This window comes from Actinokineospora bangkokensis (genome assembly GCF_001940455.1).
GTDB classification, from domain to species: domain Bacteria; phylum Actinomycetota; class Actinomycetes; order Mycobacteriales; family Pseudonocardiaceae; genus Actinokineospora; species Actinokineospora bangkokensis.
Map to the genome: position 1 here is coordinate 209,844 of NZ_MKQR01000005.1, position 26,776 is coordinate 236,619.

Genomic DNA, 26,776 nt, shown 5'->3' on the forward strand with positions numbered 1-26,776 from the left:
TCGCCGATCTGGGTGCCGGTGGCCGGGTCCCACAACCGCACCGTTCGGTCGATGCCGCCTGTGGCGATCAGGGTCCGTCCATCGGGCGTTGGCACCGCCACCGCCGCCACCACCCCGCCGCGATGTCCTGTGAGTGGGTTCCCGATCTGGGTGCCGGTGGCCGGGTTCCACAACCGCACCCTCCCATCGATGCTGCCGGTGGCGATCAGGGTCCGCCCATCCGGCATTGGCACCGCCACCGCCGCCACCGCCCGCACCCCGCCGCGATGTCCTGTGAGTGGGTTCCCGACCTGGGTGCCGGTGGCCGGGTCCCACAACCGCACCCTCCCATCGTCGCTGCCGGTGGCGATCAGGGTCCGCCCATCCGGCATTGGCACCGCCGCCACCGCCCGCACCCCGCCGTCGTGTCCGGTGAGTGGGTTCCCGATCTGGGTGCCGGTGGCCGGGTTCCACAACCGCACCGTGGCATCGTCGCCGCCGGTGGCGATCAGGGTGCGTCCGTCGGGCATTGGCACCGCCGCCACCGCCCACACCCCGCCGCGATGTCCGGTCAGTGGGTTCCCGACCTGGGTGCCGGTGGCCGGGTCCCACAACCGCACCCTCCCATCGTCGCCGCCGGTAGCGATCAGGGTGCGTCCGTCGGGCATTGGCACCGCCGCCACCGCCCACACCCAGCCGTCGTGTCCGGTGAGCGGGTTCCCGACCTGGGTGCCGGTGGCCGGGTCCCACAACCGCACCCTCCCATCGATGCTGCCGGTGGCGAGCAGGGTCCGCCCATCAGGCAGGGGTAGTCGGGTGAGTGTGGTGATAGGTTTCTCGTTGTGGGCGAGGATATTGGGGGTTGTTGTCCAGTGTGCCCAAGTGGGGCGGAGTCCTGGGGAGTGACTCCTGTGTTGAGGCGGTTGATTGGTGATGGTGCGGGCGAAGTCGAGGCTGAGGGCCCGGGTGGCGGGTGATGTGTCGTTGAGGTAGGGCTCGACGTGGGCCCAGGCGGCGAGCGTGGCGGTGGTTGGAGTGGGGGTGATGGGGAGGCCGAGGGCGTTGCGGATGTGGTGGTGTTGGTCCCAGGGGATGAAGTCCGCGGGGATGTGGTGGTCGTCGACCGCGTGTCCTTGAACTGCGTGGTCCATGAGGTGGTGGCGGATGTAGGGGTGTGGGGGGTGTGTGGGGTCGGTAGGGAGGAGTGCGTTCAGGTTCTCGGTGATGCGGCGGTGGATGGCTTGTGGTGTGTCTGGGTCGCTGTCGGGGGTGTGGGGGGTGGTCACGGTGTGCTCCCGAAGCGGTGGGGGTGGTCGCGTAGGGCGGTGGTGAGAGATTCGTGGATGGGGCGGTAGACGGTGCGGCCGTGGGCGGTGTCGTGGGTGAGATAGCCGTTGAGGCGGCTGGCGAGCAGGTGGGTGATGGTGTCTGGGGTGACGGTGTCGTTGAGGATCGCGGAGGCGATGGCGGGCCAGATGTCGGCGCGGGGTATGCCCGCGCCTTGGGCGAAGGCGGCGGCGCGCATCGCGGCGAGGAGTGCGGTGGCGGGGTGGTCGGGGGTGGCGCAGTCGACGAGGTCTTGGCGGAGCAGACCGACGGTTCCGTGATCGAGGGCGGCGGCGAGGTCTCGGTCGTCGAGGTCGGGAAGGGTGCCTCGGTCGAGGATGTGTTGGGCGGCGAAGCGTCCGTCGAGGAAGGAGGGCGCGACCTCGGCGGCAACGTGTTCGGTCAACGCCGCGTGGCCGAGGTCCTCGGCGTGGAGGGTGAGGAGCGTGGTCAGGTAGTGGGCGATGTCGGTGGTTGTGTCGGCGAGGTCGTCGGTGCGCAGCGTGGTGACGGTGTCGGACCCGAAGCGGTCGAGGGTGTGGAGCAGTTCTTGGCCATCGATTGGGGTTGTCCCCGGAGTGGAGCTGCGGACCCCGATGATCAGGCGGATTCTGCTGTTGGTGCGGAGCAGAGGGGCGATGAGGGAGGGGATGAGCAGCAGGGGATTGGTGGCCTCGTCGAGGCCGTCGATGACCAGGACCGGGGCGGGGGTGTCCGCAAGCAGGGTGTGGATGTGGTTGGCGTGCCTGGTGGCGGTGCCGTCGGGGTCTGGGGTGCCGCCGAGGATATGGACGAGGTGCGCGGCGAGTTGTTCGGCGTTCTTGCCTCGGGCCAGTACCGCGGCGGTGATGCTGTCGGGGGGCGGGACGGTTCCGGCGGGAGCGGTGTCGACCGCGGCGCGGTATCTGGGGTCTGCTCGGAAACCGGGGTCGGAGAGGGTGACGGCTCGGGCGAGGATGGCGGATTTTCCGGTGCCCGCGGCGCCAGTGACCATCAGCATGCCGTGGCCGGTGGCGAGGAAGTCGCAGACGGCGCGGTTGATGCCTACGCGGCCGGTGAAGTACCAGCCGGGGTCTGTGGTGCCGGTGCGGCCGGTGGCCTTCTCCAGCCAGTAGTCCAGCTCGGCGGTCGTGGTGGCGACTTGGCTTCGGGCGGGGCTGACCATGTGGTCGGGGGCGCGGTAGGCGGGGTTGGGCAGGCACGGGCTCAGGTCTTCGCTGGGCCAGTCCACTCCCCAGATCCGGCGCGGCAGGGGGACGTTGTCGTGCGGCCGGGCCTGGTGGACATCACCATGGGCGCGGCGGAGCTCGTCACGGAAGTCGTCAAGGCTGAGGTGCGTGTCCGAGTACTCGGCTCCGGCGAGGTTGGCTCGGAGCGCGGCGAGGATGGCGGTGAAGTGACGCGCCCGGGGGCGTTCGTCGAAGTCGCCTGAGGCGAAGACGGCGATGGATGGCAGGTCCCTGCGGTCGCGGTCCAAGTCCATGCGCAGTTGAGCAAGTTCGCTGGCCAGGCTGCCCGCGAAGCACGCGTTGACCACGACCAGCACGTGCTGGGCGCGGGTGGCGAGCACGGCAGTAACAAGGTCTGCGGTCGGGTAGCCGTGGGACAGGTGCTCGCCGGTGGGGGTGGCGGGCAGGAGCAGGTAGTGGCGTTTGGTCGCGCCAAGTGCGCCGTGGCCGACGACGAACAGCACGGCGGTGTCGTTCTTGTCGAGGTGGCGCAGGCGCGCCCCGTGCATGGCGACCTCGAGGTCGTGGCGGGTGCGCACTGGGGCCAGGTCATGGTCAGACAGGGCCCGTTCCCCCAGCTCAGGGGCGCACCACAGGGCTTTGACCTCGGCGATCTGCTCGTCGACAGCCGCGGTGAAGTCGGGGCGTTCGCCGGGATAGTCGCGGATGGCGAGCACGAACAGCGTGGCTTTGCCCGCCGTGGGATCGCGCACTCGCCCGGCCTTTCCGTAGGGTGTCCGTTCGCCAGGTGTGATCGTACGGTCGGCCGGTAGCGTTGCAGCCCAGACGGCGGGATCGGACGGGGAGTCGCGATGGCGGGGTCAGGCGAGCTGCCGTGGACCGGCGGCGGGCGGGTGGCGGGGTTGTCGACGGACGACGCGGTGGTGGTCGTGCCGGGGATCATGGGCAGCGCCCTGCGCGACCTGGAGTCCGGGGACGTGATCTGGGGGCTGCGGCCTGGCTGGCTGGCGAAGGCGTGGAGCCCGGTCGGGCCTGGGCTGACCCCGCTGGCGGTTCGGGAGGACGAACTCGCAGGCAAGCGGCGGGTCGAGCCGATCGGGCTGCTGAAGTTCCCCGCGTTTGCCCCCATCCTGGCTGGCTTCGAGCCCTACCACGCGCTGACCAGCGCAATCAGCCGGGTCGTACGTTCACCGCAGGCGGTGCTGGAGTTCGCCTACGACTGGCGGCTGCCGGTCCGGCACAACGCGACCCTGCTGGGCGACGCTGCTCACCGCCACCTCGAGCAGTGGCGGGCCGTCTCCGGCAACCCTGAGGCGGGGCTGGTGCTGGTAGCGCACTCGATGGGCGGGCTGCTGTGCCAGGCCATGCCCGAAATCGACGGCGTGCGGGCGGTGATCACCCTGGGCACCCCGTTCGACGGAGCCGCCAAGGCCGTGTTGATCCTCGCCGCCGGGGAGGGCGCTCCGCTACCCGCCCGTCGGTTGCGCGAGGTCGCGGTCACCATGCCCGGCATCCACGACCTGCTGCCCTTCTACCGGTGCCTGCTCCAAGGCGACACCGTCACCCGCCTCACCGAATCCGACGCAGCAGGTCTGATCGACAACCCGTACGGCCCCGATCTGGTCAAAACCGCCTTCTCCGACCGGCAGGCCCGGCAGCGGCCTATCCCGCACCACGATCCACTCATCGGCATCGACCAGCCCACCATCAGCACCCTGACTCTCGACCACGGCAACCTCACGGGCCTGGCACACACCTTCGACCTCGACGAATACGGCGAGCTGCGCCGCGAGCCCAACGGCCGCCTGATCCACCTGCCCGGACGCGGCGACGGGACCGTCCCCCGCAACTCCGCCCGCCCCCCGCACGGCGACGTGCGTGAACGGATCCCCCAGCAGCACACCACCCTCGCCCAGTCCGACGAGGCGGTGGCCTTCGTCCGCGACATCCTCCTGCACGGCCGCGCCGACCAGGGCCCGCGCTTGGGCGACGGCGACCTCGGCGTCTCTCTCCCCGACATCGTCGACCCCGGCACCGAGTGGACCGCCGAGCTGGTCAACGCAGAACCGGGCATCACCTCGATGACCATCGCCGACGCCGACACCGGTGCCGAGGTCCTCCACGCCACCGCCGACCGCCGCGGCGACATCGTCGCAATGGACGGGTTCCTGCCCTACCCGGGCCTGTTCCGGGTCAGCGTCGACGGCGGCGGTTCGACCTCGCCGGTCGTGCAGTACGTCCTCGCCGTGGACAACCGCCCATGACCCTGGAGTTCTTCCCCTTCGCCTTCGGCGAATTCCCCAACGACCCTCGGCTTGCACCGCTGCCCGGCGCCGACGCTGAGGTGGACGCCGTCGCCGACCTGTTCGCCGAGTTCGGCGCCCACCTCGTGCCATGGGACACCCCCATGGAGGCCCGCCACTCCACCTCCGTCGACACCCGACGCGCCGCCTGGGCCAGCTCCACCGCGAACCACAGCATCCTCTACTGGGTCGGCCACGGCTGGGCTGATGCCACCAGCGCCTGGCTCGCCCACGCCAACAGCACCCAGTCCGGCGACATCGGTACCCAACCCAACACCCTCGCCCGCGCCATCCGCGCCCGCGCCGATGCCAACCCCGAGGGCCACTGGACCATTGTCATCATCGACGCCTGTCGCTCGGCCCAGTTCATCCAACGCCTCAGCGCCGAGATTGACATCCGCGGCGGCCCCCGCAGCGTCCTCCTGGTTGGCACCTCCGGCGCAGGCAGCACCAATCTCGGCCGCTTCACCCGGGCACTCCACGACCTCGTGCGCCGCGACCACGCCACTGACCCCGAGATCGACCTCTGGCACCTCGCCAGCGGCCTGAGAACTCAACTCCCCGACGCCGAGATCGTCCTCAAGGTCGCCCCCGGCCACACACTGCGCCGAGACGGCGCAACGCCGCCGCCCGGGATCCCCCTCGACATCTCCGACGAGATCCGCGCCGCGCTCGCCACCCTCACCCCCGACGAGCGCTACCACTACCTCGTCAAAGCCCAAGGTGCCGAAATCGGCGAGATGTCCTGGTACTACCAGGGCCGCCACAGCGAAGCAGAGCACGTTGTTACCTGGCTGCGCGAACACACCCGCGGACTGCTGGTCGTCACCGGGGACGCCGGAGCGGGTAAATCCGCCTTCCTCGGACACCTCGTCCTCCAAACCAGACCCGGCCTGCGTCGAGTACTGGCCGAGCACGCACTGCTAGCCGAGGCCGAACCACATCACCGTGCACCCGATGACATCTTTGACACGGTGGTCCATCTCGCTGGAATGTCCACAACAGACCTCATCAACCACCTCGCGGCCCACCTCGAACTCGGAACGCCGCCCCTCACGGGACTCACCGAACGCCTCACCTGGCTCACCGACGCCCTGCGCCGACGGACGACCACTACGCCGTGCACGATCCTCGCCGACGCGCTCGACGAAGGCGTCGACCCGCTCACCACCGCCCAAGCCGTCCTCCGATCAATGGCAGCCCTGCCGGGCGTCCGCCTCGTCGTCGGCACCCGCCGCAGCACCCTCGAAGGCCCAGACCACCCCAACCCCGCCGACACCAACCTGCTCACCGCACTCGGTGCGCACCCGTCCCAAACCCTCACGCTTAACCGAGACCCGCAGGCCCTCTACGACTACATCACCGCCAGCCTCAACGCGGCAGTCAACCAAGGCGCACTTCACGTCGATCCCACCACAATCGCCGCCTGCGCCACCGCCGTCAGCGCCCAGGACAAGCACTTCCTCTTCGCCCGCCTGCTCATCCACGAGATCCGCGCCACCGGAGCCATCCCCGCCGGGAACGCTCTTCGCGACCTGCTCACAACCACCCATCGCGGCCTGTTCTCCCGCGCGGTCGACCGCCTCGCAAACGCCCACCCAGTCAACCGGCACATCCTTGCCGCACTCGCCTACGCCCGAGGCCGCGGAATCCCGCTGCTGGACAACATCTGCGCCACCATCGCCACCGCCGTCGCTACCACAGACCCGGCCGACCCCACCATCATCACCCCCCACCACGTCCACAACCTCATCAACACCGCCACCCCCTACATCCTCCACGACCGCGAGCACGGCCACTCCGTCTACCGCCTGGCCCACCGCACCTTCGCCGAACACTTCACCTCCGAAACCACCCCCTCACCCGCGGACCGCGACACCCACCACCGCATCGCGACAGCTCTCATCAACCACTCCGACCCCGACCCCAAAAGCGAACTGAACCCCTACACCACCCACCACCTCACAGGCCATTGCGTCACCGCAGGCCAGCCATCGTGGGAATCCCTCGCTACCCACACCACCGTCCTCGATCGCCTCAACCCCCAAACCACGACCAACGACGCTATGCAACACGCGTTCGGCCACTTCCCCCTTCCCCCTGCCGTAGCAGGCATCATCGGAGCAAGCCACCTCCTACCCACAGCCCCGGCCAATACCAGACGAGCCCTGCGCCAGATCGCCACCCGACGCCACGGGCACTCCCTCACCCCCGAACCACCCCCACCAGTAGGCGACTGGGACCTCAACTGGCTCAACACGCCGCCACAACCAGTACACAAGATCATCAACGGACACACCGGCGGGGTGGTGGCGGCGGTGGCGGTGCCAATGCCTGATGGGCGGACCCTGATCGCCACAGGCAGCATCGATGGGACGGTGCGGTTGTGGGACCCGGTCACCGGTACCCAGGTCGGGGACCCGCTCACCGGACACGACGACGGGGTGGTGGCGGCGGTGCCAATGTCTGATGGGCGGACCTTGATCGCCACGGGCAGCATCGATGGGACGGTGCGGTTGTGGGACCCGGTCACCGGTACCCAGGTCGGGAACCCGCTCACAGGACATCGCGGCGGGGTGCGGGCGGTGGCGGCGGTGCCAATGCCTGATGGGCGGACCCTGATCGCCACTGGCGGCGACGATGGGAGGGTGCGGTTGTGGGACCCGGCCACCGGTACCCAGGTCGGGGACGCGCTCACCGGACACGACGGCTGGGTGTGGGCGGTGGCGGCGGTGGCGATGCCCGACGGGCGGACCCTGATCGCCACGGGCAGCCGCGATGGGACGGTGCGGTTGTGGGACCCGGCCACCGGCACCCAGGTCGGGAACCCACTCACCGGACACGACGGCGGGGTGCGGGCGGTGGCGGCGGTGGCGGTGCCAATGCCGGATGGGCGGACCCTGATCGCCACAGGCGGCGACGATGGGAGGGTGCGGTTGTGGGACCCGGCCACCGGCACCCAGGTCGGGAACCCACTCACCGGACACGACGGCGGGGTGGTGGCGGTGGCGGCGGTGCCAATGCCGGATGGGCGGACCCTGCTCGCCACCGGCGGCGCCGATGGGACGGTGCGGTTGTGGGATCTGACCACCGGCATCCAGATCGGGGACCCGCTCACAGGACACACCCGCGGGGTGTGGGCGGTGGCGGCGGTGCCGCTGCCCGACGGGCGCATCCTGCTCGCCACCGGCGGCGATGATGCGACGGTGCGGTTGTGGGATCTGACCACCGGCATCCAGATCGGGGACCCGCTCACAGGACACACCCGCGGGGTGTGGGCGGTGGCGGCGGTGCCGCTGCCCGACGGGCGGACCCTGCTCGCCACCGGCGGCGATGATGCGACGGTGCGGTTGTGGGACCCGGCCACCGGCATCCAGATCGGGAACCCACTCACCGGACACGACGGCGGAGTGTGGGCGGTGGCGGCGGTGCCGCTGCCCGACGGGCGCATCCTGCTCGCCACCGGCGGCGATGATGCGACGGTGCGGTTGTGGGACCCGGCCACCGGCACCCAGGTCGGGAACCCACTGACCGGACACGACGGCTGGGTGTGGGCGGTGGCGGCGGTGCCAATGCCCGACGGGCGCACCCTGCTCGCCACCAGCAGCATCGACCGAACGGTGCGGTTGTGGGACCCGGCCACCGGCACCCAGATCGGGAACCCACTCACCGGACACGACGGCGGGGTGGTGGCGGCGGTGGCGGTGCCAATGCCCGACGGGCGCACCCTGCTCGCCACCGGCGGCGACGATGCCACGGTGCGGTTGTGGGACCCGGCCACCGGCACCCAGATCGGGAACCCACTCACAGGACACCACGACGGGGTGGTGGCGGCGGTGGCGGTGCCAATGCCCGATAGACGGACCCTGATCGCCACCGGCAGCCGCGATGGGTCGGTGCGGTTGTGGGACCCGACCACGGGTCACCCAAGCAACCAAATTACTTTCGATCTCCCAATTTCTTCTCTATATTCATTCGACCTGTGCAGCATGATTATCAGCTCCTCGCAGTCACTGATGAATATTGCCCTCCACTAACGTAGGTCGCCCTGCGCAAGTAAGCCAGAGACGCCTCGGATTGCCGTAGATGGGGCAGCCTGTGATCGTCGAGCTCCAGCAACCCGCCCGATAGCGCTGCACGCCAGCATGGACGCGACGCCACAGCCCGCCCTGGCGTACGAGATGTTGGGAGCATTGCGGGGAGCGAACGGGGAGCAAAAATTCAAGCTGAACGACCCTGAACGGCACTCAACAGTGTCTGGCGAAGTCGAATTGACCGGCTAAAACCTTCTTCCGCGTGGTCAATGCGGTACGTCATACATGGTTCACACATAAGGGCTCTCTGAGCAGCAATCGACAACCTGCAACGGCGTCCAGCCACAGGTCAACGGCATCGTACGGCTGACTCGGGGCCCGTAGGTAGGTGAACACTTGGTTGTCACCACGGTCTCGACTACCGCAGCCAGCATCTCCGCCAGCCGCAGAATCGACCAAGCCCAGTCACGACCCCTTCCGATCGCACAGGGACGGCCCCGGCAGCCTAACTCGCAGGTCAGAGGCATCGAGCCGAGTTCTGGAGCCCCACATGCTTTGCGACCTCCGTGCTGCCGGGGATAAACCGGCCACAGCGCCGGGATGCGACGAGCTCGCGACCGCCGTGTGTTACCTTTGATGAACATTGTGTGGTTGTCGACGTGTGTCGTCGATCTGGCACAAGGTCCAGCGGTGATGCCAGTGATGGCGGCTCTTCGGACCGGGTTCCGGGTTTACGGAGTTAGGTCCGCGGCGAGGATGACGCGGGTTCCCAGGGCCAAGGTGACCAGCGCTTCGAGTATGGATCCGGCGAACAGGGCGGGATGCACGTCACCGGACGTCCAGTAGAACGCGGTCGCCAGTAGCGAAGGGACCGCGAAGGCCAGCAGGTCGACGGCGAGTTGGGCGCACTTGTCGACGCGGCGGTACCGCGACGCCCGGTGGTGGGTCTCCCAGGAGAGCAGGTTCGCCAGGGGGCCTGCCCGGTGGGCGAGCACCGGAGCGACCTCACCGCGCAGGTACGCGCCAATCGCGGTGATCTTCTGGTCGTTGGCGAGGTGCGTCCAGCCCAGCACGACGCACACCAGCGGCAGGAGCAGGACCAGGTGCGGGCGCTCGACCGGTTGCAGCGCCAGCGCCAGGGTCGCCGCCAGGGCGGCCAGCGCGGTGTACACCAGCCGGTCCCGCAGGGCGATTCGCGACTTCTGCTCAGCCTTGAGAGCCTCGTACTCCGCCAGCAGGACTGCTCTGACGGCGTCCTCGGCCCCGGTGTTCCGTTTTCTCGTCCGCATGTCCACGCTCCTCGTCGAGGTGTCCGGGCACTCAGGCGGTGCCCAGACCGGTGTCCGGTCAGCCCGACCAGGTTTTGGACCACAGGGCCCGGCGCCCGCGCTCGTGCGTGATCCACGCCGGGCCGTGCAGGGCGACCGCGCGCAGCACCGGGAAGGCCGCGTCCATGCCTGAGGTGGCTGCCGCCAACTGCTCCAACTCCGCCTCCTCGACGTCGGCGTCATCGAGGTCCACCCGCTCGTTAAGGTCGATGATCTTCGTCCCGTCAAGCAGCCCGAGGCTGAACCGACGGTGGTGCACCGTGCGGGCCGGGTCCGTCGGGGTGGCACCACCCACAGTTCTCACCTTGGTCTTCAGCGACGCCGACGCGATGCGGTCGTAGCCGAAGACGTCCCAGTCCTCGTTGCCGAGGGCGCCCGTGGTGAAGTCCAGGCGAACCCGCGAGGTGCGCACACCGAACCGGGTCAGCAGGATGATCATGACGTCGTACTTCGTGTACCTCGGCGGTCCCGACCGCACCGATCCGCGGCGTGCGCCGGGGGCCATCTGGTTGATGACCACATGCGAGACGAGGTCGTGCTCAGCCAGGTTGGTCTTGCGCACCGCCTCCGCCCGCAGGTGGGCCTTGTCGAGAGCCAACCACCGCGCCATCTCTGCGTCCGACGGGCGCCCCTTGAGCTCCTCGGACCACCGCTCGTACTCGGCGTGCTCGTCGGCGAACAGCTTCTCCGCCTCCCTGCGCAGGCGAACGGCGGTCCGGCGGGTGGCGATGGCCTCGGCCAGGACCGGCAGCCCCATCCACCCGCCCGCCACCAGTGGGACAACCAGCCAGCGCTGCACCACGGCCAGGAAGACGACCCCGACGAGCAGCGCCGCGATCCCGCCCAGCTGCCACTGGAGCGCGTTGCGCAGGACCGCCTCCGGTTCGACTCCCCGGTCGTGGTGCGGCCAGCGCGCCGCGACCCGGCGGGCGTGCCAGTCGAAGAGCCACTTGTACTGCTTGGGGTCCTCGTCTTCGGCGATCTGGTCGTTGAAGCGCTTCTTGAGCCGGGTGCGGTAGGGGGCGGCGTAGTTGGGCCAGTTCTTGGCGTACTGGGGGCGGGCCTCTCTGAAGGAGTTGTCAACAAGTACGTCAACCGGCGTGCGCGGCTGCGGCTTCTTCTCCGGCTCTCGCGGCTCGGGCTTCCGGAAGAGCTTGCGCAGCAACTGCGCGCGGGACGGGACGCCGTAGCGGGCGACGACGGCGCAACCGGCCCCCACCAGCGACACCCCCGCCCAGACCAGGAACCCGGACGCGGTCACCACAAGTCCGGCGAACGCCACCGAGGCGAGCAGCCCCCAGAGCAGCGGTCGCTTCGCCTCATTGAGGTCGGGCAGGGACATGCGGACCTGGTAGTGCGTCGGGGCGGAGGGCTCCGGCTCGAAGAACAACCGCGCTCGCTCGCGGCGGCGGTCACCGAGACGCTCGACACCGACTTTGCGCTTGCGCTTGGCGTCGAGCCGCTGTTCGACACCCGCGCCGACAAACCGCGTCAAGTGCCTGCTGATCTCATCCTGCCGGTCGGCGGACAGGTCGCCGAACCCCTCCACGGCGTCGTAGGAACCGACGTCATTGTCTGACTGCGCGCGCTCGACCAGGCTGCGGACGACCTGGCAGGCGCGCTTCCACTCGTCGGTGCGCAGTCCCTCACCCAGTCGCAGGGCTTTCCGAACATCCGCAATCCGGTCGACGTCGAAGTCGTCAGGGCCGCGTTCACTGAAAACAGCGAGCACATAGTAGTAGATGCGTTGCGAGTTCGGCGTTTCAGTGAACACAAGTTCGTGAAGTTTGCGCTCCGCAGTCCGCGGCACACCACCGTTTAGGTACGCAAGTGCTATTTTTTGCTTGCGCTCAGGGGTCTCACGCCCACTGAGGTTGTAGACCGTCATTTCGTGGACGACGCTATCCACCAACTGCGCGGCGATCTGGCTTTCGACCTGGGCCTCGTCGGAAGCGGTATTGTCGTTCGCTATTTTTACGTCCCTGACGAAGGTGTTCACCGGCCACCCCACAGGGAGCCGAGGTTCACGCCGATCTGCTGACCCACACTGGCGTTGTCGCGTGCGGTGTTGGAGCTGTGGATGACGGGTGCCGGAGATGGGTTCTGGTTGTCGTCAACGGAGTCGGCAGCATCGGACGTGTCGGGTTCCAACGCCGTGATGAGCGCGATCGCGAAGGCTGCGGCGTTGCGGGCGGCCAGGCGCTGCCCGCCGAGACGGTCGGCCGACGCCTTGCCACCGTCGGCGTGGTCGCTGATCGCGCGCACGGCGATGGCAGGCACCTGGTTGCCGAGGTGGGCCGCGTGCGCGAAGCCGGATCCCTCCATCTCGACCGCGACAGCGTCGTTGTAGCTGGTGCGCAGCCTTTCGGCCAGTTCCGACTTGCGTGAGTTGAGCACGACGTCGCCGACGGCGATGGGTTCGAAGTACGCGACCGGGGCCTTGTCTTCCGACCCTCCCGGCAAGAAGGCGTGCCACGCATTGCCCCGCAGCAGCCGCCGCGCCTCCTGGTCGAGACAGTGGGCGACCGACCACGCGGAGGGTCGAACCAAGAACTCGTCGTCCTCGCTCCGACCGCCCTGATAGGAGTAGATCTTGGTGCCGACGACCACGTCGCCGATGGCCAACCAGTCGCGCAACCCGCCCGCCACGCCGACGAACACCATTGCGGAGGGAGCGAACTCGACACGGGCCCGCTCGGTCAGGACCGCCGCGGGCGCAGTGCCCGCACCGGTCAGCGCCAGCGCGACGCGGTGCGCCGGGTGTCCGGCCACCACACCCACGTCGAACACGGTGCCGTCACGGCGGTGCGGCCGCACACCGTCGAGGTGCTCCCGCACCGCCGCGTGCTCCTCATTCAGCGCTGTCATGATCACCTTCACCTGATCCACCCCAAGACATCACCGGAGACCCGCGGTCGCCCTGATTGCTCCGACAGGCCAGCACCGGGATCACCCAGCGCTTATTGTCACGATGACCCTAAGGGTACTACAGTCACAACCCTGCTGTGAAGCCAAGAGTCAAACTGACAAAAAGTAGGTTAGGCGTCGACGCGGGGGCGCATCATCGGGGGGCTGAGCTCGGTCGCGCCTCCAGCGCGATAGAGCGCGGCGGGCCTGCCCCCAGGGGACGGCCGCTTTCCGCCGGTGGGCTCCACGAAGCCGAGCGCGTCAGTCACCTTGCGGTGGAAATTCGGCCTGTCGAGCGCCACACCCCAGACGGTCTCGTAGACCTCGCGCAGGTCGCCGATGGTGAACTCGGGCCCGCAGAACGCGGTGGCGACCGTGCTGAACTGGAGCAGGTCGCGAGCCAAGTCGACAGCGTCGGCCAGGATCCGGCCGTGGTCGAACGCTAGGGCCGCCCCCGCCGCCTCGACCACCGGCACCCACCGCGCGGAGCGCGCATCGGACCCCGCGACGGGCGAGGGCAGGTTGGGCGCGATGGCCAGGAAGCCGCAGGTGATCACCCTCGGGCGACGTGGGTCCCGATCCGGTTCGGAGTAGACGCGCACTTGCCGCAACCGGAACGCACTGGCGTCCAAGCCGGTCTCCTCGGCCAATTCCCGCTCCGCCGTCCGCTCCAGGGGCTCGTCGCCGCGCAGAAACCCTCCCGGCAGCGCCAACCTGCCCCGATGCGGCTCGTTCTCCCGCTCCACAAGCAGGACGTTCAATGCACCGTCCCGAATGGTCAGGATGATCAAGTCGGCGGTGAGCCTGACTGCCTCGTGGATGCGACCCATAGCCGGAGGGTACCCATCGCGACCGGCAACTCCGGTGCGCGGAGGTTCCCATCCTCGGGTAGTCACGCCGGAAGACGAGCGCAGGGCGGAGCAGGAGCAAACCTGGAGCGCGGTACTACTTGACCGACCGTCAAGTGGTGCTCGACCGGCGTGAACCGCTCGCCTGCACACAGCGGATTCTCTGTTTCCACTGGTCAGCGCGATGTTCGGCCACCGCTGGCGATCGCGGCTGGTCGGCGCAACACGTTCTGTCAGCGTGCGAGGAAGGTGATGACCGCGTCGGTCAGATCAGCTGGATCAGATCGACGTAGCCACGGATCACCGCTCTGCATTGGTAGGGCTCCGTGCTTGCGGTAACTTGATCTATCGTGGCGATACGGCCAGTCGGTTTCGTGTATGTCCTCACCAGTTTGGCCATGCCGGACATGGTGAAGGTTGGATATACTGAGACACCTCGGCGAGAACCGTGCACGAAAGCTCCGCATCACCGCCGTACCTTTGCCGTTTACGGTGGCTTACCGCACGCTCACCTCTCATTCTGCCGCCGTCGAGCGTCGAGCGCATGAGCTACTGGCCTTTCATCGTGTCGACCCCAGACGTGAGTATTTCACCGTTACGCCAGCACAGGCAGTGGCAGCCATCCAGCGGGCGTCAATCCAGGCCGGAGGTATCGAAGCGTGGGACACTGCACCATCGACCCCGTGCCATCCCTTGATCGTGCAGGCGATGTCTCGAAATTGCCGATCATCGGCAGGGAACGCCTAGAGCCTGGACATAGGCTGCTGTGGCTCGATGGCACCATTGAAAATCCTGCGTGCTCGATGGCGATGTTCGCTTTTGACTCGCATTGTTAGGTGGTCTGCAGGACAGCAAGCCCCTTACTCAGTCCTGAGGGCTTCCCACTCCTGTTTAATATGGTCACTGAGGATCCAACTGAGACAATGGTCCAGGTGATCCGTGCCGCGTTACGGCTGCGCTCTCCCGTGCTGATCCTGCAACCCGCAGGATCGTCTAGTGGGTCTGACGATTTTGGCAGTCAATCGTCCTCCCAAAGCTTCTGGCTTCCACAACTCGGTATGCGAGTAGGCGAATCGCGGCATCCGCGCAACTCTTGATCTCCTCGCTCAGCTTTCGGCCTGATAGTCTCGTTGTCCGTCGTCCGCTCGTGCCACTAAACGAGTGTGTTCGCGAGGCTGCCGCACGACGCGTGCTTGATAGTTGAGGATAGTCCGATCGGGTAGGTTCGACAGCTTTTCGGCGCGCCCGCAACGCGATTGCTGGTCGAAGTTGTTGGATCAGCCCGTGTGCGGATACGACGACGTGCAACGTGACCTGGCGACGCTGGAAGTGCCCCGCGTCGGCGGCTTGCGTGAGACTGGGCAGCAATGGGAGCTTGACCTCAATGGCGCATCGCGCCACCGTGTTTGACCTGCGAGGGTCCAAACTCAGCCCAGCCGATCTGACCCGTGCGGTTAGGAGCTGCGGGCTGTACACCACGCCTGCGCATGGGAGCGCACCGGGGAGCAAATGGGGAGCAGAAATGCGCTCCGAACGGCCCTAAACTGCATTCAACGGCTTGGGACATACGCACGTCGCACAGCGCATACCAGCGGTCCTGGCGGGCCGCGTCGAGGAACCTCCGCATCTCGTCGGCCGACCAGGTGGTGTGAGTGCGCCTCTCCACCGAGGGGGACGTGACCTGCGGCATGGGGTTGGTGGCGACGTAGTTCCAGACCTTGGCCGCCTTCATCGCGGGTACGAGCACACCCTGGGTGAGCAGGTGGTTGTACAGGGTGGAGATCATCTCCGGGCTGAGGTCTCGTGCACGGCGTTGGCCGATGACCGGCAGGACGTAGGCGCGGGCCAGGTTCTCGTAGTTGGTCGCAGTGGTCGGGGCCGTCGTGGTGCTCAGGGACTTGAACCACCGCTGGAAGAACTCCGCCACGGTCGCCTGCGACGGGGGCGTGTAGGTGCCCTGGGCCACCCGTTCCTGCGCGGCCCGCATCTTGTCCCACTTTTCGTCCTCGGTGGCGAACCCGCCCTGGCTGATCGGGTCGCGCTTGCCGGTGAGCGGGTGTGGTGGGCCGTGGAACTTGAACGCCCACTGCGACCGCGGGCGAACACGCTGCCCGGCAACTGCCGACGGCGGTTGGTGCTGCGCTTGCTCATGCCGCCACCTCGTCGATGTGCTCGTTGCCGTCGAGCCAGGCGTCGAGCTTGCGGCGGACGACGTACAGGCGCTTCCCGAACCTCCTGGTGGGCAGGTCGCCAGCCGCGGCGGCACGGTAGGCGGTCGCTCGGCTGACTCCGAGCAGCTGCGCCGCCGCCACGGAGATCAGCTCGGGCAGCCTGTTGCTCGCGCTGGTGAGGTCGTTCGGGGTGGGGCCGGGCTCGTGGTTGGTCATCACGGGAGTCCTCTCGGAGGGGCTGGGCTGCCGCAGAAAACCGCAGAAGCCGCAGAAATACCCGGGGTGCCCGCCGCCGGGGCTGGGTGTCATGTCCCCTGTCCGCGGTGGATGGGTGGACCCAGTAGGTGGGGCTGGGGGGTCGGCCACGGCCGGTGCGCTCGGGTGCCGGAGCGGTGCGTTTGTGGTGCTGATGTGGGGGTAGCCAGCCGCGACGCGCAGCTGGGGAGGGTGGCATGCCAGGCGAGTTGACCGGGCTGGACGTGCTTGGACGGCGCAGGCCGCGGGCTGGCAGGTCTCCGGGCCTCGTGCACCTCTCGCCCGGCTGGCGGCGGACGCAGTCGACCGGTGGGAGGTTCGACGGATGAACGCGCGCGAGTGGGTGCGGTCGTGGCCGGTGTATCGCCAGTTGACGGGGGAGGACAAGGCTGCCAAGGCCGCTGCGGCGAAGTCGAGGCGCAGCAGCGGTTTGCGGCCCCGTACGGCTGCGGCGGACAAGGTGGTCAAGTCGATCTGTCCGTATTGCGCGGTCGGCTGTGGGCAGGACGTGTATGTCCGCGATGGTGAGGTTGTGCAGATCGAGGGGGATCCGGACTCGCCGGTGAGCCGGGGGAGGTTGTGCCCGAAGGGCTCGGCCAGCTTGCAGTTGACGACCGGGGCGAGCAGGCGGCAGAAGGTGCTGTACCGCCCTCCCCACGGCGCCGACTGGGAGGAGCTCGACCTGGGCACGGCGATGCGGATGGTGGCCGAGCGGGTTGTGCGCACGCGGCGGGAGACGTGGCAGGACGAGCAGGACGGGAGCAGGGTCAACCGGACGATGGGGATCGCCAGCTTGGGTGGGGCCACGCTGGACAACGAGGAGAACTACCTCATCAAGAAGCTGCTCACCGGGCTGGGGGTGGTGCAGCTCGAGAACCAGGCGAGGGTGTGCCACAGCTCGACGGTGGTGGGGTTGGGCACCTCGTTCGGGCGGGGTGGGGCGACGACCTTCCTGCAGGACCTCCAGCACGCCGACTGCATCGTGATCGAGGGGTCGAACTTCGCGGAGTGCCACCCCGTGGGGTTCCAGTGGGTGATGGAGGCGAAGGCGCGCGGGGCGAAGGTGATCCACGTCGACCCGCGGTTCACCCGCACGAGCGCGCTGGCGGACCTGCACGTGCCGATCCGGGCGGGCACCGACATCGCGTTCCTCGGCGGGATCATCAACCACGTGCTGGGCACGGGGTCGCACTTCCACGAGTTCGTGGTCAACTACACCAACGCCGCCACCCTGGTCAGCGAGGAGTTCCAGGACACCGAGGACCTCGACGGCCTGTTCTCCGGGTTCGACGGGGAGAGCCGCCAGTACTCGTTCGACACGTGGTCCTACGAGGGCGTGTCGGTGGCGCCCGCCTCCGGGCAGCGGGACCAGACCCGCGGTGGGGGAGCGGACGACGACCGGCGGACCGGCGACAGCGGCCACGTGCGGGCCAGCGGTCGCGGGGAGGTGCACGGCTCCGGTGGGACGGCCATGGAGGGCGAACCCCAGCGGGACGAGACCCTGCAGCACCCCCGGTGCGTCTTCCAGGTCCTCAAGCGGCACTACGCGCGCTACACCCCGGAGGTGGTCGAGCAGGTGTGCGGCATCCCCCAGGACACGTTCCTGGAGGTGTGCCGCGACCTCGTGGAGAACTCCGGGCCGGAGCGGACCAGCGAGTTCGTCTACGCCGTCGGCTGGACCCAGCACACGACCGGGTCGCAGATGATCCGCGCGGCGTGCGTGCTGCAACTGCTGCTGGGCAACATGGGCCGTCCCGGCGGTGGGATCCAGGCGCTCCGCGGGCACGCCAGCATCCAGGGGTCCAGCGACATCCCCACCTTGTTCAACCTGCTGCCCGGCTACATCCCGATGCCCTACGCCCACCACCAGCAGGGGCTGGCGGGCTACCTCGACGCCGATTCCGCGCGCAAGGGCTTCTGGGCCAACATGGACACCTACGTGGTGAGCCTGCTCAAGGCGTACTGGGGTGACGCGGCCACTGCGGACAACGACTTCTGCTTCGACCACCTGCCCCGGCTCACCGGCAGCCACAGCACGTACGACACCGTGCTGGAGCAGTTGGCGGGCCGGTGCAAGGGCTACTTCCTGATGGGGGAGAACCCGGCGGTGGGGTCGGCCAACGCCAAGATGCAGCGGATGGGCATGGCCAACCTGGAGTGGCTGGTCGTGCGCGACTTCTCCCTGACCGAGAGCGCGACCTGGTGGCGGGACGGGCCGGAGGTCGAGAGCGGTGAGCTGGCCACCGCGGACATCGGCACCGAGGTGTTCTTCTTCCCGGCCGCCGCGCACACCGAGAAGTCGGGCAGCTTCACCAACACCAACCGCATGGTGCAGTGGCACCACCAGGCCGTCGAGCCGAAGGGCGATGCCCGCAGCGACCTGTGGTTCATGTACCACCTGGGCAGGCTGATCCGCGCGGAGCTGGCCGACTCCGACGACCCCCGCGACCGGCCGGTGCTGGACCTGACGTGGGACTACCCCACCGAGGGTCCGCTGGACGAGCCGAGCGCCGAGGCGGTGCTGGCCGAGATCAACGGCCGGGGCGCCGATGGCGCGCCGCTGACCGCCTACACCGAGCTCAAGGCGGACGGGTCCACCTCGTGCGGGTGCTGGATCTACTGCGGCGTCTACGCCGACGGGGTCAACCAGGCCGCCCGGCGCAAGCCGCACACCGAGCAGGACTGGGTCGCCCGGGAGTGGGCGTGGGCGTGGCCCGCGAACCGGCGCATCCTCTACAACCGCGCGTCGGCCCGGCCGGACGGGTCGCCGTGGAGCGAGCGCAAGAAGCTGGTGTGGTGGGACGAGGCGGCGGGGGAGTGGACCGGCTACGACGTCCCCGACTTCGAGAAGGGGAAGTCCCCGCACTACCGGCCGGAATCCGGCGCGTCCGGGGTGGCCGCCATCTCCGGGATCGACCCGTTCATCATGCAGTCCGACGGCAAGGCGTGGTTGTACGTGCCCGCGGGCATCCTCGACGGTCCGATGCCGACCCACTACGAGCCGCAGGACTCGCCTGTGCCCAACGCGCTCTACGGCCAGCAGCGCAACCCGTCGCGCTTGGCCTACCCGCACGAGCACAACCGCTACCACCCCGACGGCGGGTCGCTCGGCAGTGAGGTGTTCCCGTACGTGGTCACCACCTACCGGCTCACCGAGCACTTCACCGCGGGCGGCATGTCGCGGTGGACGCCCTACCTGGCCGAGCTCCAGCCCGAGCTGTTCTGCGAGGTGTCCCCCGAGCTCGCCGCGCGGGAGGGCCTGGCCAACGGCGGGTGGGCCACCCTGGTCACCGCGCGCGGTGCGATCGAGGCCAGGGTGCTGGTCACCGACCGGATGGCCCCGCTGCGGGTGCAGGGACGGGTGCTGGAGCAGATCGGCCTGCCCTACCACTGGGGGCCGAACGGGCTGAGCACCGGGGACGCGGCCAACGAGCTGTCGTCGATCGTCCTCGACCCCAGCGCGCACATCCAGGAGGTCAAGGCCTTCAGCGCCGACATCCGGCCGGGTCGCAGGCCGCGCGGGCGGGCCCGCGCGGACCTGGTGGCCGACTACCAGCGGCGGGCGGGCATCACCGACCGGACCGGGACGGGGGTGTGAGCGTGGACCACGAGTCGATGGACCTGCGCGACCTGCTGACCAGCGATGACCCACCGGGCTCGGGCGGGTACGCCGACCCGCCGCCGCGCTACGGGTTCTTCACCGACACCAGCGTGTGCATCGGGTGCAAGGCGTGCGAGGTGGCGTGCAAGGAGTGGAACCACGTCCCCGACGACGGGCTGGTCTTCACCGGGATGTCCTACGACAACACCCAGGGCCTCAGCGCGGACACCTGGCGGCACGTCGCCTTCATCGAGCAGCGCAAGCCCCTGGGCGGGCAGTCCGGCGCCGCGGGGACGGCGGGCACCGCGGACCTGGGCATGCCCGCGTTCGCCAAGCCCGGGGAGCAGGGTGGCGGCGCCCGGTCGGAGTTCCGGTGGCTGATGTCCTCCGACGTGTGCAAGCACTGCACCCACGCCGCCTGCCTCGACGTCTGCCCGACCGGGTCGCTGTTCCGCACCGAGTTCGGCACCGTCGTGGTGCAGGAGGACATCTGCAACGGGTGCGGCTACTGCGTGCCCGCCTGCCCCTACGGGGTCATCGACCAGCGCGAGGACGACGGCCGGGCCTGGAAGTGCACCCTGTGCTACGACCGCCTGGGCGCGGGCCAGGAACCCGCCTGCGCCAAGGCGTGCCCCACCGACTCCATCCAGTTCGGCGAACTGGACGAGCTGCGCGAGCGCGCGGGGCGGCGGGTCGAGCAGTTGCGCGCGGCGGGCGTGACCGATGCCCGGCTCTACGGCCACGACCCCGACGACGGCGTCGGCGGCGCGGGGGCGTTCTTCCTGCTGCTCGACGAGCCCGAGGTGTACGGCCTGCCGCCCGACCCCGTCGTCACGACCCGCGACCTGCCCGCGATGTGGAAGCGGGTCGGTGTCGCCGCAGGTGCCCTGCTCACCGGCCTCGCGGCCGCGTTCCTGGGGAGGTCCTGATGACCGACGTGCCCGCCGACCCCGCCGCACCGCCCCAGCGGACCGCTGTCACCGGGGACAAGCGGCGGCGCGGGCGCCGGGGCAGGCGCGGCGAGCAGGCCGTGGTGCCCGACGCCGAGTTCACCTCCTACTACGGCAAACCGGTGCTCAACAAGCCCACCTGGTCCGCCCGCGACATCGCGGGTTACCTGTTCCTCGGCGGCTTGGCCGGGGCGTCCTCCGTCCTGGCGGCGGGCGCCGACCTGACCGGGCGGCCCGCCTTGGCCAAGGGCTGCAAGACCGGCGCGCTGGTCGCGATCACCGGGTCGCTCGTCGCGCTGGTGCACGACCTGGGCAGGCCCGCCCGCTTCCTGCACATGCTGCGCGTGGTCAAGCCCAGTTCGCCCATGAGCATCGGGTCCTGGGTCCTCGTGGCCTACGGCCCGCAGGCGGGCCTGTCCGCTGTCACCGCGCTCACCGGCCGCTTCACCGGGCTCGGGCGCGCGGCCACCGTGGGCGCTGCGCTGGTGGGGCCCGCCGTGGCCGCCTACACCGCGGCGCTCATCTCCGACACCGCCGTCCCGACCTGGCACGAAGGCCACCGGCAGATGCCGTTCGTCTTCGTCGGCTCCGCCGCGAGCGCGGCCGGCGGTCTCGGGATGGTGGTGGCGCCCGTCGCCCAGGCAGGCCCCGCGCGGCGGGCGGCCCTGCTCGGCGCCGCGGTCGAGCTGACCGCCACCGAGGTGATGAAGCGCCGCATGGGCTTGCCCGTCGAGACGTTGCGCACCGGGCGCGCGGGCGCGCTGATGAAGGCCGCGACCGCGCTCACCGCCGCAGGTGCGCTCCTGGGCGGACTGGCGGGCAGGCGGTCCCGGACCGCCGCCGTGGTGGGCGGATTGGCGTCCCTGGCGGGGTCGGCCTGCACCCGCTTCGGGATCTTCCACGCGGGCGTGGCCTCCGCGGAAGACCCCAAGTACGTCGTCGTCCCGCAACGCGAACGGGTGGCGGGCGCGTCATGACCGGGGAGGCACCGGGCGTGCTGGTGCGATGGTCCCCACGGTAGGAATGACGCCATGGACGTGGTCATTGATGGCGCGGTGATCGACTCGGCGCAGAAGTTCCACGACTTCGTCGCGGACGCGTTCGACCTGCCGTACTACGGGTCGAACGGCAATGCGCTGTGGGATGTGCTGACGGGGTCCATCGAGCGGCCGGTGCACGTGAAGTGGGTGAACGCTCGACTGAGCAGGCGGGGGATGGGGGCGGAGGAGTTCGACCTGCTGTCGGGGCTGCTCCGCAAGGCCGCTGAACGCGACAAGCAGTTCAAGCGCCCCCAACTCGACTTCTCGCTATCGGAATGACCCAGGGGGTTCGGCGCGATGATCCTCGGGGCGGGGCTGCGGGATGTCAGATCAGCCCAGGTGGACGACTTTGACCTGGTCGCCGTCGGTCACCGCGAACCGCGGGCCGGTCTGATCGACCGCGACTCGTGCCGGCCCGGAGAAGGGGTCGCCCCCCACCAAGGGGCCGTCCGAGTGGCCTGTATCGATTTCGGGCCATTCCGCGATCAGTGACCCGGTTTCCCCGTCGAAGAGCCGCGGGTGACCGTGCAGCGCGAGGACATCGCCCGCGATCGGGATGAGGTCTCCTGCGGTTGTGTCGAGTTGCCTGCGCCAGAGGAAGGTGCCGGTGGTGGTCGACCAACGCGCCAACGTGTCGGGCACCAGTTCCTCCGGGCCCTCGGGGTCGTTCGGTTCCGCGGACGTGGAGAGCACGACGTCCTGGTCGAGGAAGCAGGCACCGGAGACCTCCGCCTGCACGAGCGGTCCGGGATCGACGGGGGTGCCTGCGGGGTTGAGCGCGGTGGACCCGGCCAGCGTTCGGTGCAGGTCGTAGACCGCGACGCACCCGTAGGGGTGCCACACCCACCCGGCGCTGAGCAGGTAGCGGCCGTCGGGCGAGACCGCCAACCGCGAGTGGAAGAAGTCCTGCGGTTCGCGGTCGACGTCCGTGGTGAGGCGTTCACCCGTGAGGGCGACCTCGACCTCCAGCCGGTCGTAGCTGTCGGGGCAGTGCGCCAGCCCGGTGCGGCCGTCCAGCAGCGTGAACAACGCCAACGGGTACCGGTACGCGTGGGCGCAGTAGTAGCTGCGGTCGACCTCGCGGATCACCTGCCCGTCCGAGTCCAGGATCAGCGCCTTCGTCCCCGTGCTCGCGACCAGCGCGGTGACCTCCCCGCACGGCGACACCACCACGGCGTCGAACAGGGGGCCGTAGGACGTGTACCGCGGAGACCCTGAAGACCCTGAAGACCAGCAAGCGGAATCGATCGCCACCCCGCCGCGACGTCGAAGAGCTGATCTCCCACCCAGGCCATCGCCTTCACGCCCGCGACCGCGACCACGTCCCTGCGAACCTCACGCACGCGCCCGAGTCTGCCAACCGAACAGGCTCGGGTCACCTGGATATCCGCTCGGCACGCCCGGTGCCACCTCGGGTCGCGGGGTGCGGTCGGTCGTGGTTCGGTCCGTGAGGGGTGGATCGCCAGTCCCTGGATGACGCGGGGGAGGTCCGCGACAGTGGGGCCGAGGACCTGACTTCGAGGAGTGGACCATGGCGCGCAAGCCGATCGACATCACGCTTCCCGACCTGAGTGGGAAGGTCGCCGTCGTCACCGGGGCCAGCGACGGTGTGGGGCTGGTGATGGCCGCGCGCCTCGCGGGGGCGGGCGCGGAGGTGATCATGCCCGTGCGCAACCGGGGCAAGGGGGAGGCCGCGATCGCCTCCATCCGGCGGTCCGCGCCCGGTGCGGAGGTCTCGCTGCGGGACCTCGACCTGTCCTCGCTCGCGTCCGTCGCCGCGCTGGGGGAGGTGTTGCGGGGGGAGGGTCGGCCGATCCACCTGCTGATCAACAACGCGGGTGTCATGACCCCGCCGGAGCGGCAGACCACGGCGGACGGGTTCGAGTTGCAGTTCGGCACGAACCACCTGGGGCACTTCGCGCTCGTCGCGCACCTGGTGCCGCTGCTGCGGGCGGGGCGCGCGCGGGTGACGTCGCAGGTGAGCATCGCGGCGAACCAGGGGTCGATCAACTGGGACGACCTGAACTGGGAGCGGGGCTACGACGGCGGGCGGGCCTACAGCCAGTCGAAGATCGCGTTCGGGCTGTTCGGGTTGGAGCTCGACCGGCGCAGCCGCGCCGGTGGGTGGGGCATCACCAGCAACCTCGCGCACCCGGGGGTCGCGCCGACGAACCTGCTCGCCGCGCGACCCGAGCTGGGGCGCGGTGAGGACAAGGCGGCCAGGCGGCTGATCCGCTTCCTGTCGGAGAAGGGCATCCTGCTCGGGACGGTCGAGTCGGCCGCGCTGCCCGCGCTCATGGCGGCCACGGACCCCCACGCCGAGCCCGGGGGCTTCTACGGCCCGGGGTGGCCCGGGCGCGTCGGTGGGCCGCCCGCCGAGCAGAAGCTCTACTCGCGACTGCGCAGCGCCGACGAGGCGGCACGCGTGTGGGAGGTTTCCGAGCAGCTGACGAAGACGACGGTCGACGTCTCCTGAGAGCCGTCACCCCGTCGGATTCCCGGAGCCGCCTGGTCCCGACTTCCCCACCGCCGTCGCCCCAGCGACCCGGTGGGGGCGGGCCGGTCCGGGGGGCTCAGCGCAGCGCGTGGGCGCCGATGACGGACAGGACCTGGAGCTTCTCGTAGCTCTCCGTGCCGGGGACGGCGGTGTAGACCATCAGGGAGTGGGCCTGGTCCGGGTCGACCAAGCGCTGGCAGTTCAGCTCCAGGGCACCGACCTCCGGGTGCACGAAGTGCTTGGTGTCGTGCGGGTGGATGCCGATCTCGTGGTCGTCCCACACCCGCCGGAACTCGTCGCTGGAGTCCAAGAGCAGGGTGGCCAGGTGGGCGGCCCGGGAGCCGGGGCCGCGCAGGGTGGCGATCGCGCGCAGGCCCGCGACGTACATCCGGGTCATGAAGGCGTGCTCCTGCGGGGCGTACAGGTCCCGGGCGCCCGGGTCGGTGAACCACCGGTAGCCGGTGCTACGGGCCGGGCCGGTGAACCGGGTCGTGTCGCCGGTGAGGGCGACACCCATGGGTGTCTGCCGCAAGGTCTCGCCGAGTTCGGTGACGATCTCCGCGGGGGTGTCGGCCAGCCGGTCCAGGATGCGCAGCAGGCCGGGGTTGACGTGCTCGCTGGAGCTGCCGCGCGGCGGCGGGGTGTGCCCGGCCAACCGGAAGAGGTGGTCGCGCTCGTCGAGGGACAGGTGGAGCCCCTGGGCGATCGAGGCGAGCATCTGCGGTGACGGCTGCGGACCGCGCTCGCGCTCCAGGCGGGAGTAGTAGTCGGCCGACATGTTGCACAGCGCCGCGACCTCCTCGCGCCGCAGCCCGCTGGTCCTGCGGCGCTGCCCCCGGGGCAGGCCGACGTCCTCCGGTTGCAGCGCCTCGCGGCGGCTGCGGAGGAAGCCTGCCAGGCCGGTGCGATCGATCACGACGCTCACCCCTCTCGCCAGTCCTGCCTCGTTTCTACCCCGGGTGGGCGGAGGTAGCCTCGGATCGACGATCCCCCCTTCGGGCTGCTGGGCCGACCCAGCCGGGTGTCACCGGCTGTCCGGTCGCACCTCGATCCGGATGCCGTTCACCAGGTCGTCCAGCAGGTCGTCGGTCTCCGCGCCGGTGGGCGCGCCGACGACGAGGACGGCGGGTCGGTCGGCGGAGTTGGTGACGGGCCGCACGACGGTGCCGGGGGTGGCTGACAGGTGGGCGGCGATGACCCCCGGCGTGGTGGCCGGGTCCGGCCAGCCGTCCACGGCGGTCACGGTGCCCGGCGCAACGGGCAGGAAGCGCACGGCCGCCGCTGCGGCGGCGGGGGGCACGGGGATCGGTGCGACGCCCAGCAGGTCGTCCACCAGCGTGCCGAACAGCTCCAGCCCGGGGTGGACGTGTTCGAGCAGGGCGTGGATGAAGTCCCCACCGGGGCGGGCGTGCAGCTCGCCCAGCACCGGCGTGGGCGTGAGCCAGAACTCGGCGTGGAACACCCCGTGGGTGAGGCCCGCCGCGCGCAGGGCGCGCGTGACCTCCTGTCGGGCGGCCGCCTCCGCGGCCTGGTCCAGGGGCGCGGGCATCCGGTGTCCGGTCTCGACGAAACCGGGCCCGGTCGACTTGGCGGTCAGGGCGATCACCACGGGCTCGCCGCCCACGAAGACGCCCTCGGCGGAGTACTCGGGGCCGGTGACGAACTCCTCGACCAGGAAGGGCTCGCCCGGGGCGGGCAGCGCCGCCAGCGCGCCCGGCAGGTCGTCCGCACCGGAGACCAGCGACACGCCGACGCTGCCCATGGCGCCGCGCGGCTTGACGACCCACGGCCCCGCGCCGACCAGCGCCGCCCGTGCGCCATCCACATCGGACACCACCGAACACCTCGGTTGGGGCATCCCCGCCGCGCGCAGCACCTCGCGGCACAGGTCCTTGGTGCGGATGGTGCGCGCGGCCTGCGGCGAGTTGCCGGGCAGCCCCAGCTCGTCCGCGATCGCGGCGACCGACTCCACGCACATCTCGCGGAAGGTCAGCACCGCGTCGACGGGCATCGATCCGGCGGCCGCCCAGCGGCGGGCGGCCACGGGGTCGTGCGGGTCGAACACCACGGTCTCGTCCATCAGGTCGGACTCCACCGCCACCGCGTCGGCGCCCACCAGGCGCAGGCCCCGGCGGCGCACCTGGGCGCTGACGCGGCGCAACTGGTCACGGCCGTGGTGGGTGGCCGACGCGTGGCCGAGCAGCAGCACGACGGGGTCAGACATGGGCGGTTCCTTCATGCCGGGCAGTGGGGTGGGATCGCGCTGGGCGGGTGGTGCCGGGTCCTCGGGGGTCCCGTGCTCCTCGCGGGCGGGGGGGGGGGGGGGCCCCCGGGGGGCAAGGGCGGG

Annotated in this window: 19 protein-coding genes; 8 read left to right on the forward strand and 11 right to left on the reverse strand. The window is 69.8% G+C overall.

From position 1 onward, the window contains the following. On the reverse strand, positions 1–1,265 hold a 1,265-nt coding region (locus BJP25_RS33980; protein WP_198943329.1), incomplete at its 3' end, for a WD40 repeat domain-containing protein. Next, positions 1,262–3,247: an AAA family ATPase gene (locus BJP25_RS03585; protein ID WP_075973309.1), complete on the reverse strand. Its 1,986-nt coding sequence runs from the start codon at positions 3,245–3,247 to the stop codon at positions 1,262–1,264. The genes BJP25_RS33980 and BJP25_RS03585, both read right to left, overlap by 4 nt. A gap of 99 nt (positions 3,248–3,346) precedes the next feature. Here BJP25_RS03585 and BJP25_RS03590 point away from each other — a divergent pair, with 99 nt between their 5' ends. Both BJP25_RS03590 and BJP25_RS03595 read left to right on the forward strand, forming a co-directional pair. Continuing rightward, a complete protein-coding gene (locus BJP25_RS03590; protein ID WP_084793637.1) occupies positions 3,347–4,759 on the forward strand; it encodes a lipase/acyltransferase domain-containing protein in 1,413 nt (470 codons plus the stop codon). Next, entirely contained in the window at positions 4,756–8,835 is a 4,080-nt protein-coding gene (locus BJP25_RS03595) for a WD40 repeat domain-containing protein (protein ID WP_075973310.1), read from the forward strand. Before BJP25_RS03590 ends, BJP25_RS03595 begins: the two co-directional genes overlap by 4 nt. A 728-nt stretch (positions 8,836–9,563) precedes the next feature. Here the strand turns inward: BJP25_RS03595 and BJP25_RS03600 are convergent. The 4 genes from BJP25_RS03600 to BJP25_RS03615 all read right to left on the reverse strand — a co-directional run bounded on the left by BJP25_RS03600 (position 9,564) and on the right by BJP25_RS03615 (position 13,897). Next, positions 9,564–10,121 carry a hypothetical protein gene (locus tag BJP25_RS03600; protein WP_075973349.1) on the reverse strand — a complete coding sequence of 186 codons (558 nt, stop codon included), beginning with the start codon at positions 10,119–10,121 and terminating at the stop codon, positions 9,564–9,566. A gap of 58 nt (positions 10,122–10,179) precedes the next feature. Continuing rightward, positions 10,180–12,159 carry a hypothetical protein gene (locus tag BJP25_RS03605; RefSeq protein ID WP_075973311.1) on the reverse strand — a complete coding sequence of 660 codons (1,980 nt, stop codon included), beginning with the start codon at positions 12,157–12,159 and terminating at the stop codon, positions 10,180–10,182. Beyond that, positions 12,156–13,040, reverse strand: a complete 885-nt coding sequence (locus BJP25_RS03610) for a 5'-methylthioadenosine/S-adenosylhomocysteine nucleosidase (protein WP_075973312.1) — start codon at positions 13,038–13,040, stop codon at positions 12,156–12,158. The genes BJP25_RS03605 and BJP25_RS03610 overlap by 4 nt, the downstream gene beginning before the upstream one ends. Before the next feature lie 158 nt (positions 13,041–13,198). Continuing rightward, positions 13,199–13,897 (reverse strand): NUDIX hydrolase, encoded by a 699-nt coding sequence (locus tag BJP25_RS03615; protein WP_075973313.1) that lies wholly within the window; start codon positions 13,895–13,897, stop codon positions 13,199–13,201. Positions 13,898–14,332: 435 nt separating this feature from the next. Between BJP25_RS03615 and BJP25_RS36505 the strand changes: the two genes are divergently transcribed. Further along, positions 14,333–14,662 carry a GIY-YIG nuclease family protein gene (locus BJP25_RS36505; protein ID WP_084793639.1) on the forward strand — a complete coding sequence of 110 codons (330 nt, stop codon included), beginning with the start codon at positions 14,333–14,335 and terminating at the stop codon, positions 14,660–14,662. A gap of 634 nt (positions 14,663–15,296) precedes the next feature. On the opposite strand, the gene BJP25_RS03620 is transcribed toward BJP25_RS36505, so the two are convergent. Both BJP25_RS03620 and BJP25_RS03625 read right to left on the reverse strand, forming a co-directional pair. After that, complete coding sequence (locus tag BJP25_RS03620) at positions 15,297–15,902, reverse strand: tyrosine-type recombinase/integrase (RefSeq protein WP_075973314.1); 606 nt, start codon at positions 15,900–15,902, stop codon at positions 15,297–15,299. 160 nt (positions 15,903–16,062) lie between these two features. Next, the gene (locus tag BJP25_RS03625; RefSeq protein WP_084793640.1) at positions 16,063–16,302 is read right to left on the reverse strand and encodes a helix-turn-helix domain-containing protein; all 240 of its coding nucleotides are present in this window, start codon (positions 16,300–16,302) and stop codon (positions 16,063–16,065) included. A gap of 364 nt (positions 16,303–16,666) precedes the next feature. Between BJP25_RS03625 and fdh the strand changes: the two genes are divergently transcribed. Genes fdh through BJP25_RS03645 form a run of 4 tightly spaced genes read left to right on the forward strand, consistent with a single transcriptional unit; the run spans position 16,667 to position 22,211 of the window. Next, complete coding sequence (gene fdh / locus BJP25_RS03630; protein ID WP_075973315.1) at positions 16,667–19,939, forward strand: formate dehydrogenase; 3,273 nt, start codon at positions 16,667–16,669, stop codon at positions 19,937–19,939. A gap of 17 nt (positions 19,940–19,956) precedes the next feature. Then, positions 19,957–20,871 (forward strand): 4Fe-4S dicluster domain-containing protein, encoded by a 915-nt coding sequence (locus BJP25_RS03635; protein WP_084793654.1) that lies wholly within the window; start codon positions 19,957–19,959, stop codon positions 20,869–20,871. Further along, positions 20,871–21,869: an NrfD/PsrC family molybdoenzyme membrane anchor subunit gene (gene nrfD / locus BJP25_RS03640; protein ID WP_075973316.1), complete on the forward strand. Its 999-nt coding sequence runs from the start codon at positions 20,871–20,873 to the stop codon at positions 21,867–21,869. The genes BJP25_RS03635 and nrfD overlap by 1 nt, the downstream gene beginning before the upstream one ends. Before the next feature lie 54 nt (positions 21,870–21,923). Beyond that, the gene (locus BJP25_RS03645) at positions 21,924–22,211 is read left to right on the forward strand and encodes a barstar family protein (RefSeq protein WP_075973317.1); all 288 of its coding nucleotides are present in this window, start codon (positions 21,924–21,926) and stop codon (positions 22,209–22,211) included. Positions 22,212–22,262: 51 nt separating this feature from the next. Here BJP25_RS03645 and BJP25_RS03650 read toward each other — a convergent pair whose 3' ends face one another. Next, positions 22,263–23,105 carry a hypothetical protein gene (locus tag BJP25_RS03650; RefSeq protein ID WP_075973318.1) on the reverse strand — a complete coding sequence of 281 codons (843 nt, stop codon included), beginning with the start codon at positions 23,103–23,105 and terminating at the stop codon, positions 22,263–22,265. 358 nt (positions 23,106–23,463) lie between these two features. Between BJP25_RS03650 and BJP25_RS03655 the strand changes: the two genes are divergently transcribed. Further along, on the forward strand, positions 23,464–24,408 hold the full coding sequence (locus BJP25_RS03655) for an SDR family oxidoreductase (RefSeq protein WP_075973319.1): 945 nt from the start codon (positions 23,464–23,466) through the stop codon (positions 24,406–24,408). 97 nt (positions 24,409–24,505) lie between these two features. Here the strand turns inward: BJP25_RS03655 and BJP25_RS03660 are convergent, their stop codons facing one another. Next, entirely contained in the window at positions 24,506–25,345 is an 840-nt protein-coding gene (locus BJP25_RS03660) for a helix-turn-helix transcriptional regulator (RefSeq protein ID WP_075973352.1), read from the reverse strand. Between the two features lie 108 nt (positions 25,346–25,453). Next, positions 25,454–26,653, reverse strand: a complete 1,200-nt coding sequence (locus tag BJP25_RS03665) for an ATP-grasp domain-containing protein (protein WP_075973320.1) — start codon at positions 26,651–26,653, stop codon at positions 25,454–25,456. Positions 26,654–26,776 lie beyond the last annotated feature (123 nt).

What these genes read in the sequence shown, in the direction of transcription:
- BJP25_RS03635 (WP_084793654.1), top strand. Translation starts at nt 19,957, where the DNA reads ATGGACCTGCGCGACCTGCTGACCAGCGATGACCCACCGGGCTCGGGC.
- BJP25_RS03655 (WP_075973319.1), top strand. Translation starts at nt 23,464, where the DNA reads ATGGCGCGCAAGCCGATCGACATCACGCTTCCCGACCTGAGTGGGAAG.
- nrfD (WP_075973316.1), top strand. Translation starts at nt 20,871, where the DNA reads ATGACCGACGTGCCCGCCGACCCCGCCGCACCGCCCCAGCGGACCGCT.
- BJP25_RS03625 (WP_084793640.1), bottom strand. Translation starts at nt 16,302, where the DNA reads ATGACCAACCACGAGCCCGGCCCCACCCCGAACGACCTCACCAGCGCG.
- BJP25_RS03600 (WP_075973349.1), bottom strand. Translation starts at nt 10,121, where the DNA reads ATGCGGACGAGAAAACGGAACACCGGGGCCGAGGACGCCGTCAGAGCA.
- BJP25_RS03615 (WP_075973313.1), bottom strand. Translation starts at nt 13,897, where the DNA reads ATGGGTCGCATCCACGAGGCAGTCAGGCTCACCGCCGACTTGATCATC.
- BJP25_RS03595 (WP_075973310.1), top strand. Translation starts at nt 4,756, where the DNA reads ATGACCCTGGAGTTCTTCCCCTTCGCCTTCGGCGAATTCCCCAACGAC.
- BJP25_RS03645 (WP_075973317.1), top strand. Translation starts at nt 21,924, where the DNA reads ATGGACGTGGTCATTGATGGCGCGGTGATCGACTCGGCGCAGAAGTTC.
- BJP25_RS03590 (WP_084793637.1), top strand. Translation starts at nt 3,347, where the DNA reads ATGGCGGGGTCAGGCGAGCTGCCGTGGACCGGCGGCGGGCGGGTGGCG.
- BJP25_RS03665 (WP_075973320.1), bottom strand. Translation starts at nt 26,653, where the DNA reads ATGTCTGACCCCGTCGTGCTGCTGCTCGGCCACGCGTCGGCCACCCAC.
- BJP25_RS03620 (WP_075973314.1), bottom strand. Translation starts at nt 15,902, where the DNA reads ATGCGGGCCGCGCAGGAACGGGTGGCCCAGGGCACCTACACGCCCCCG.
- fdh (WP_075973315.1), top strand. Translation starts at nt 16,667, where the DNA reads ATGAACGCGCGCGAGTGGGTGCGGTCGTGGCCGGTGTATCGCCAGTTG.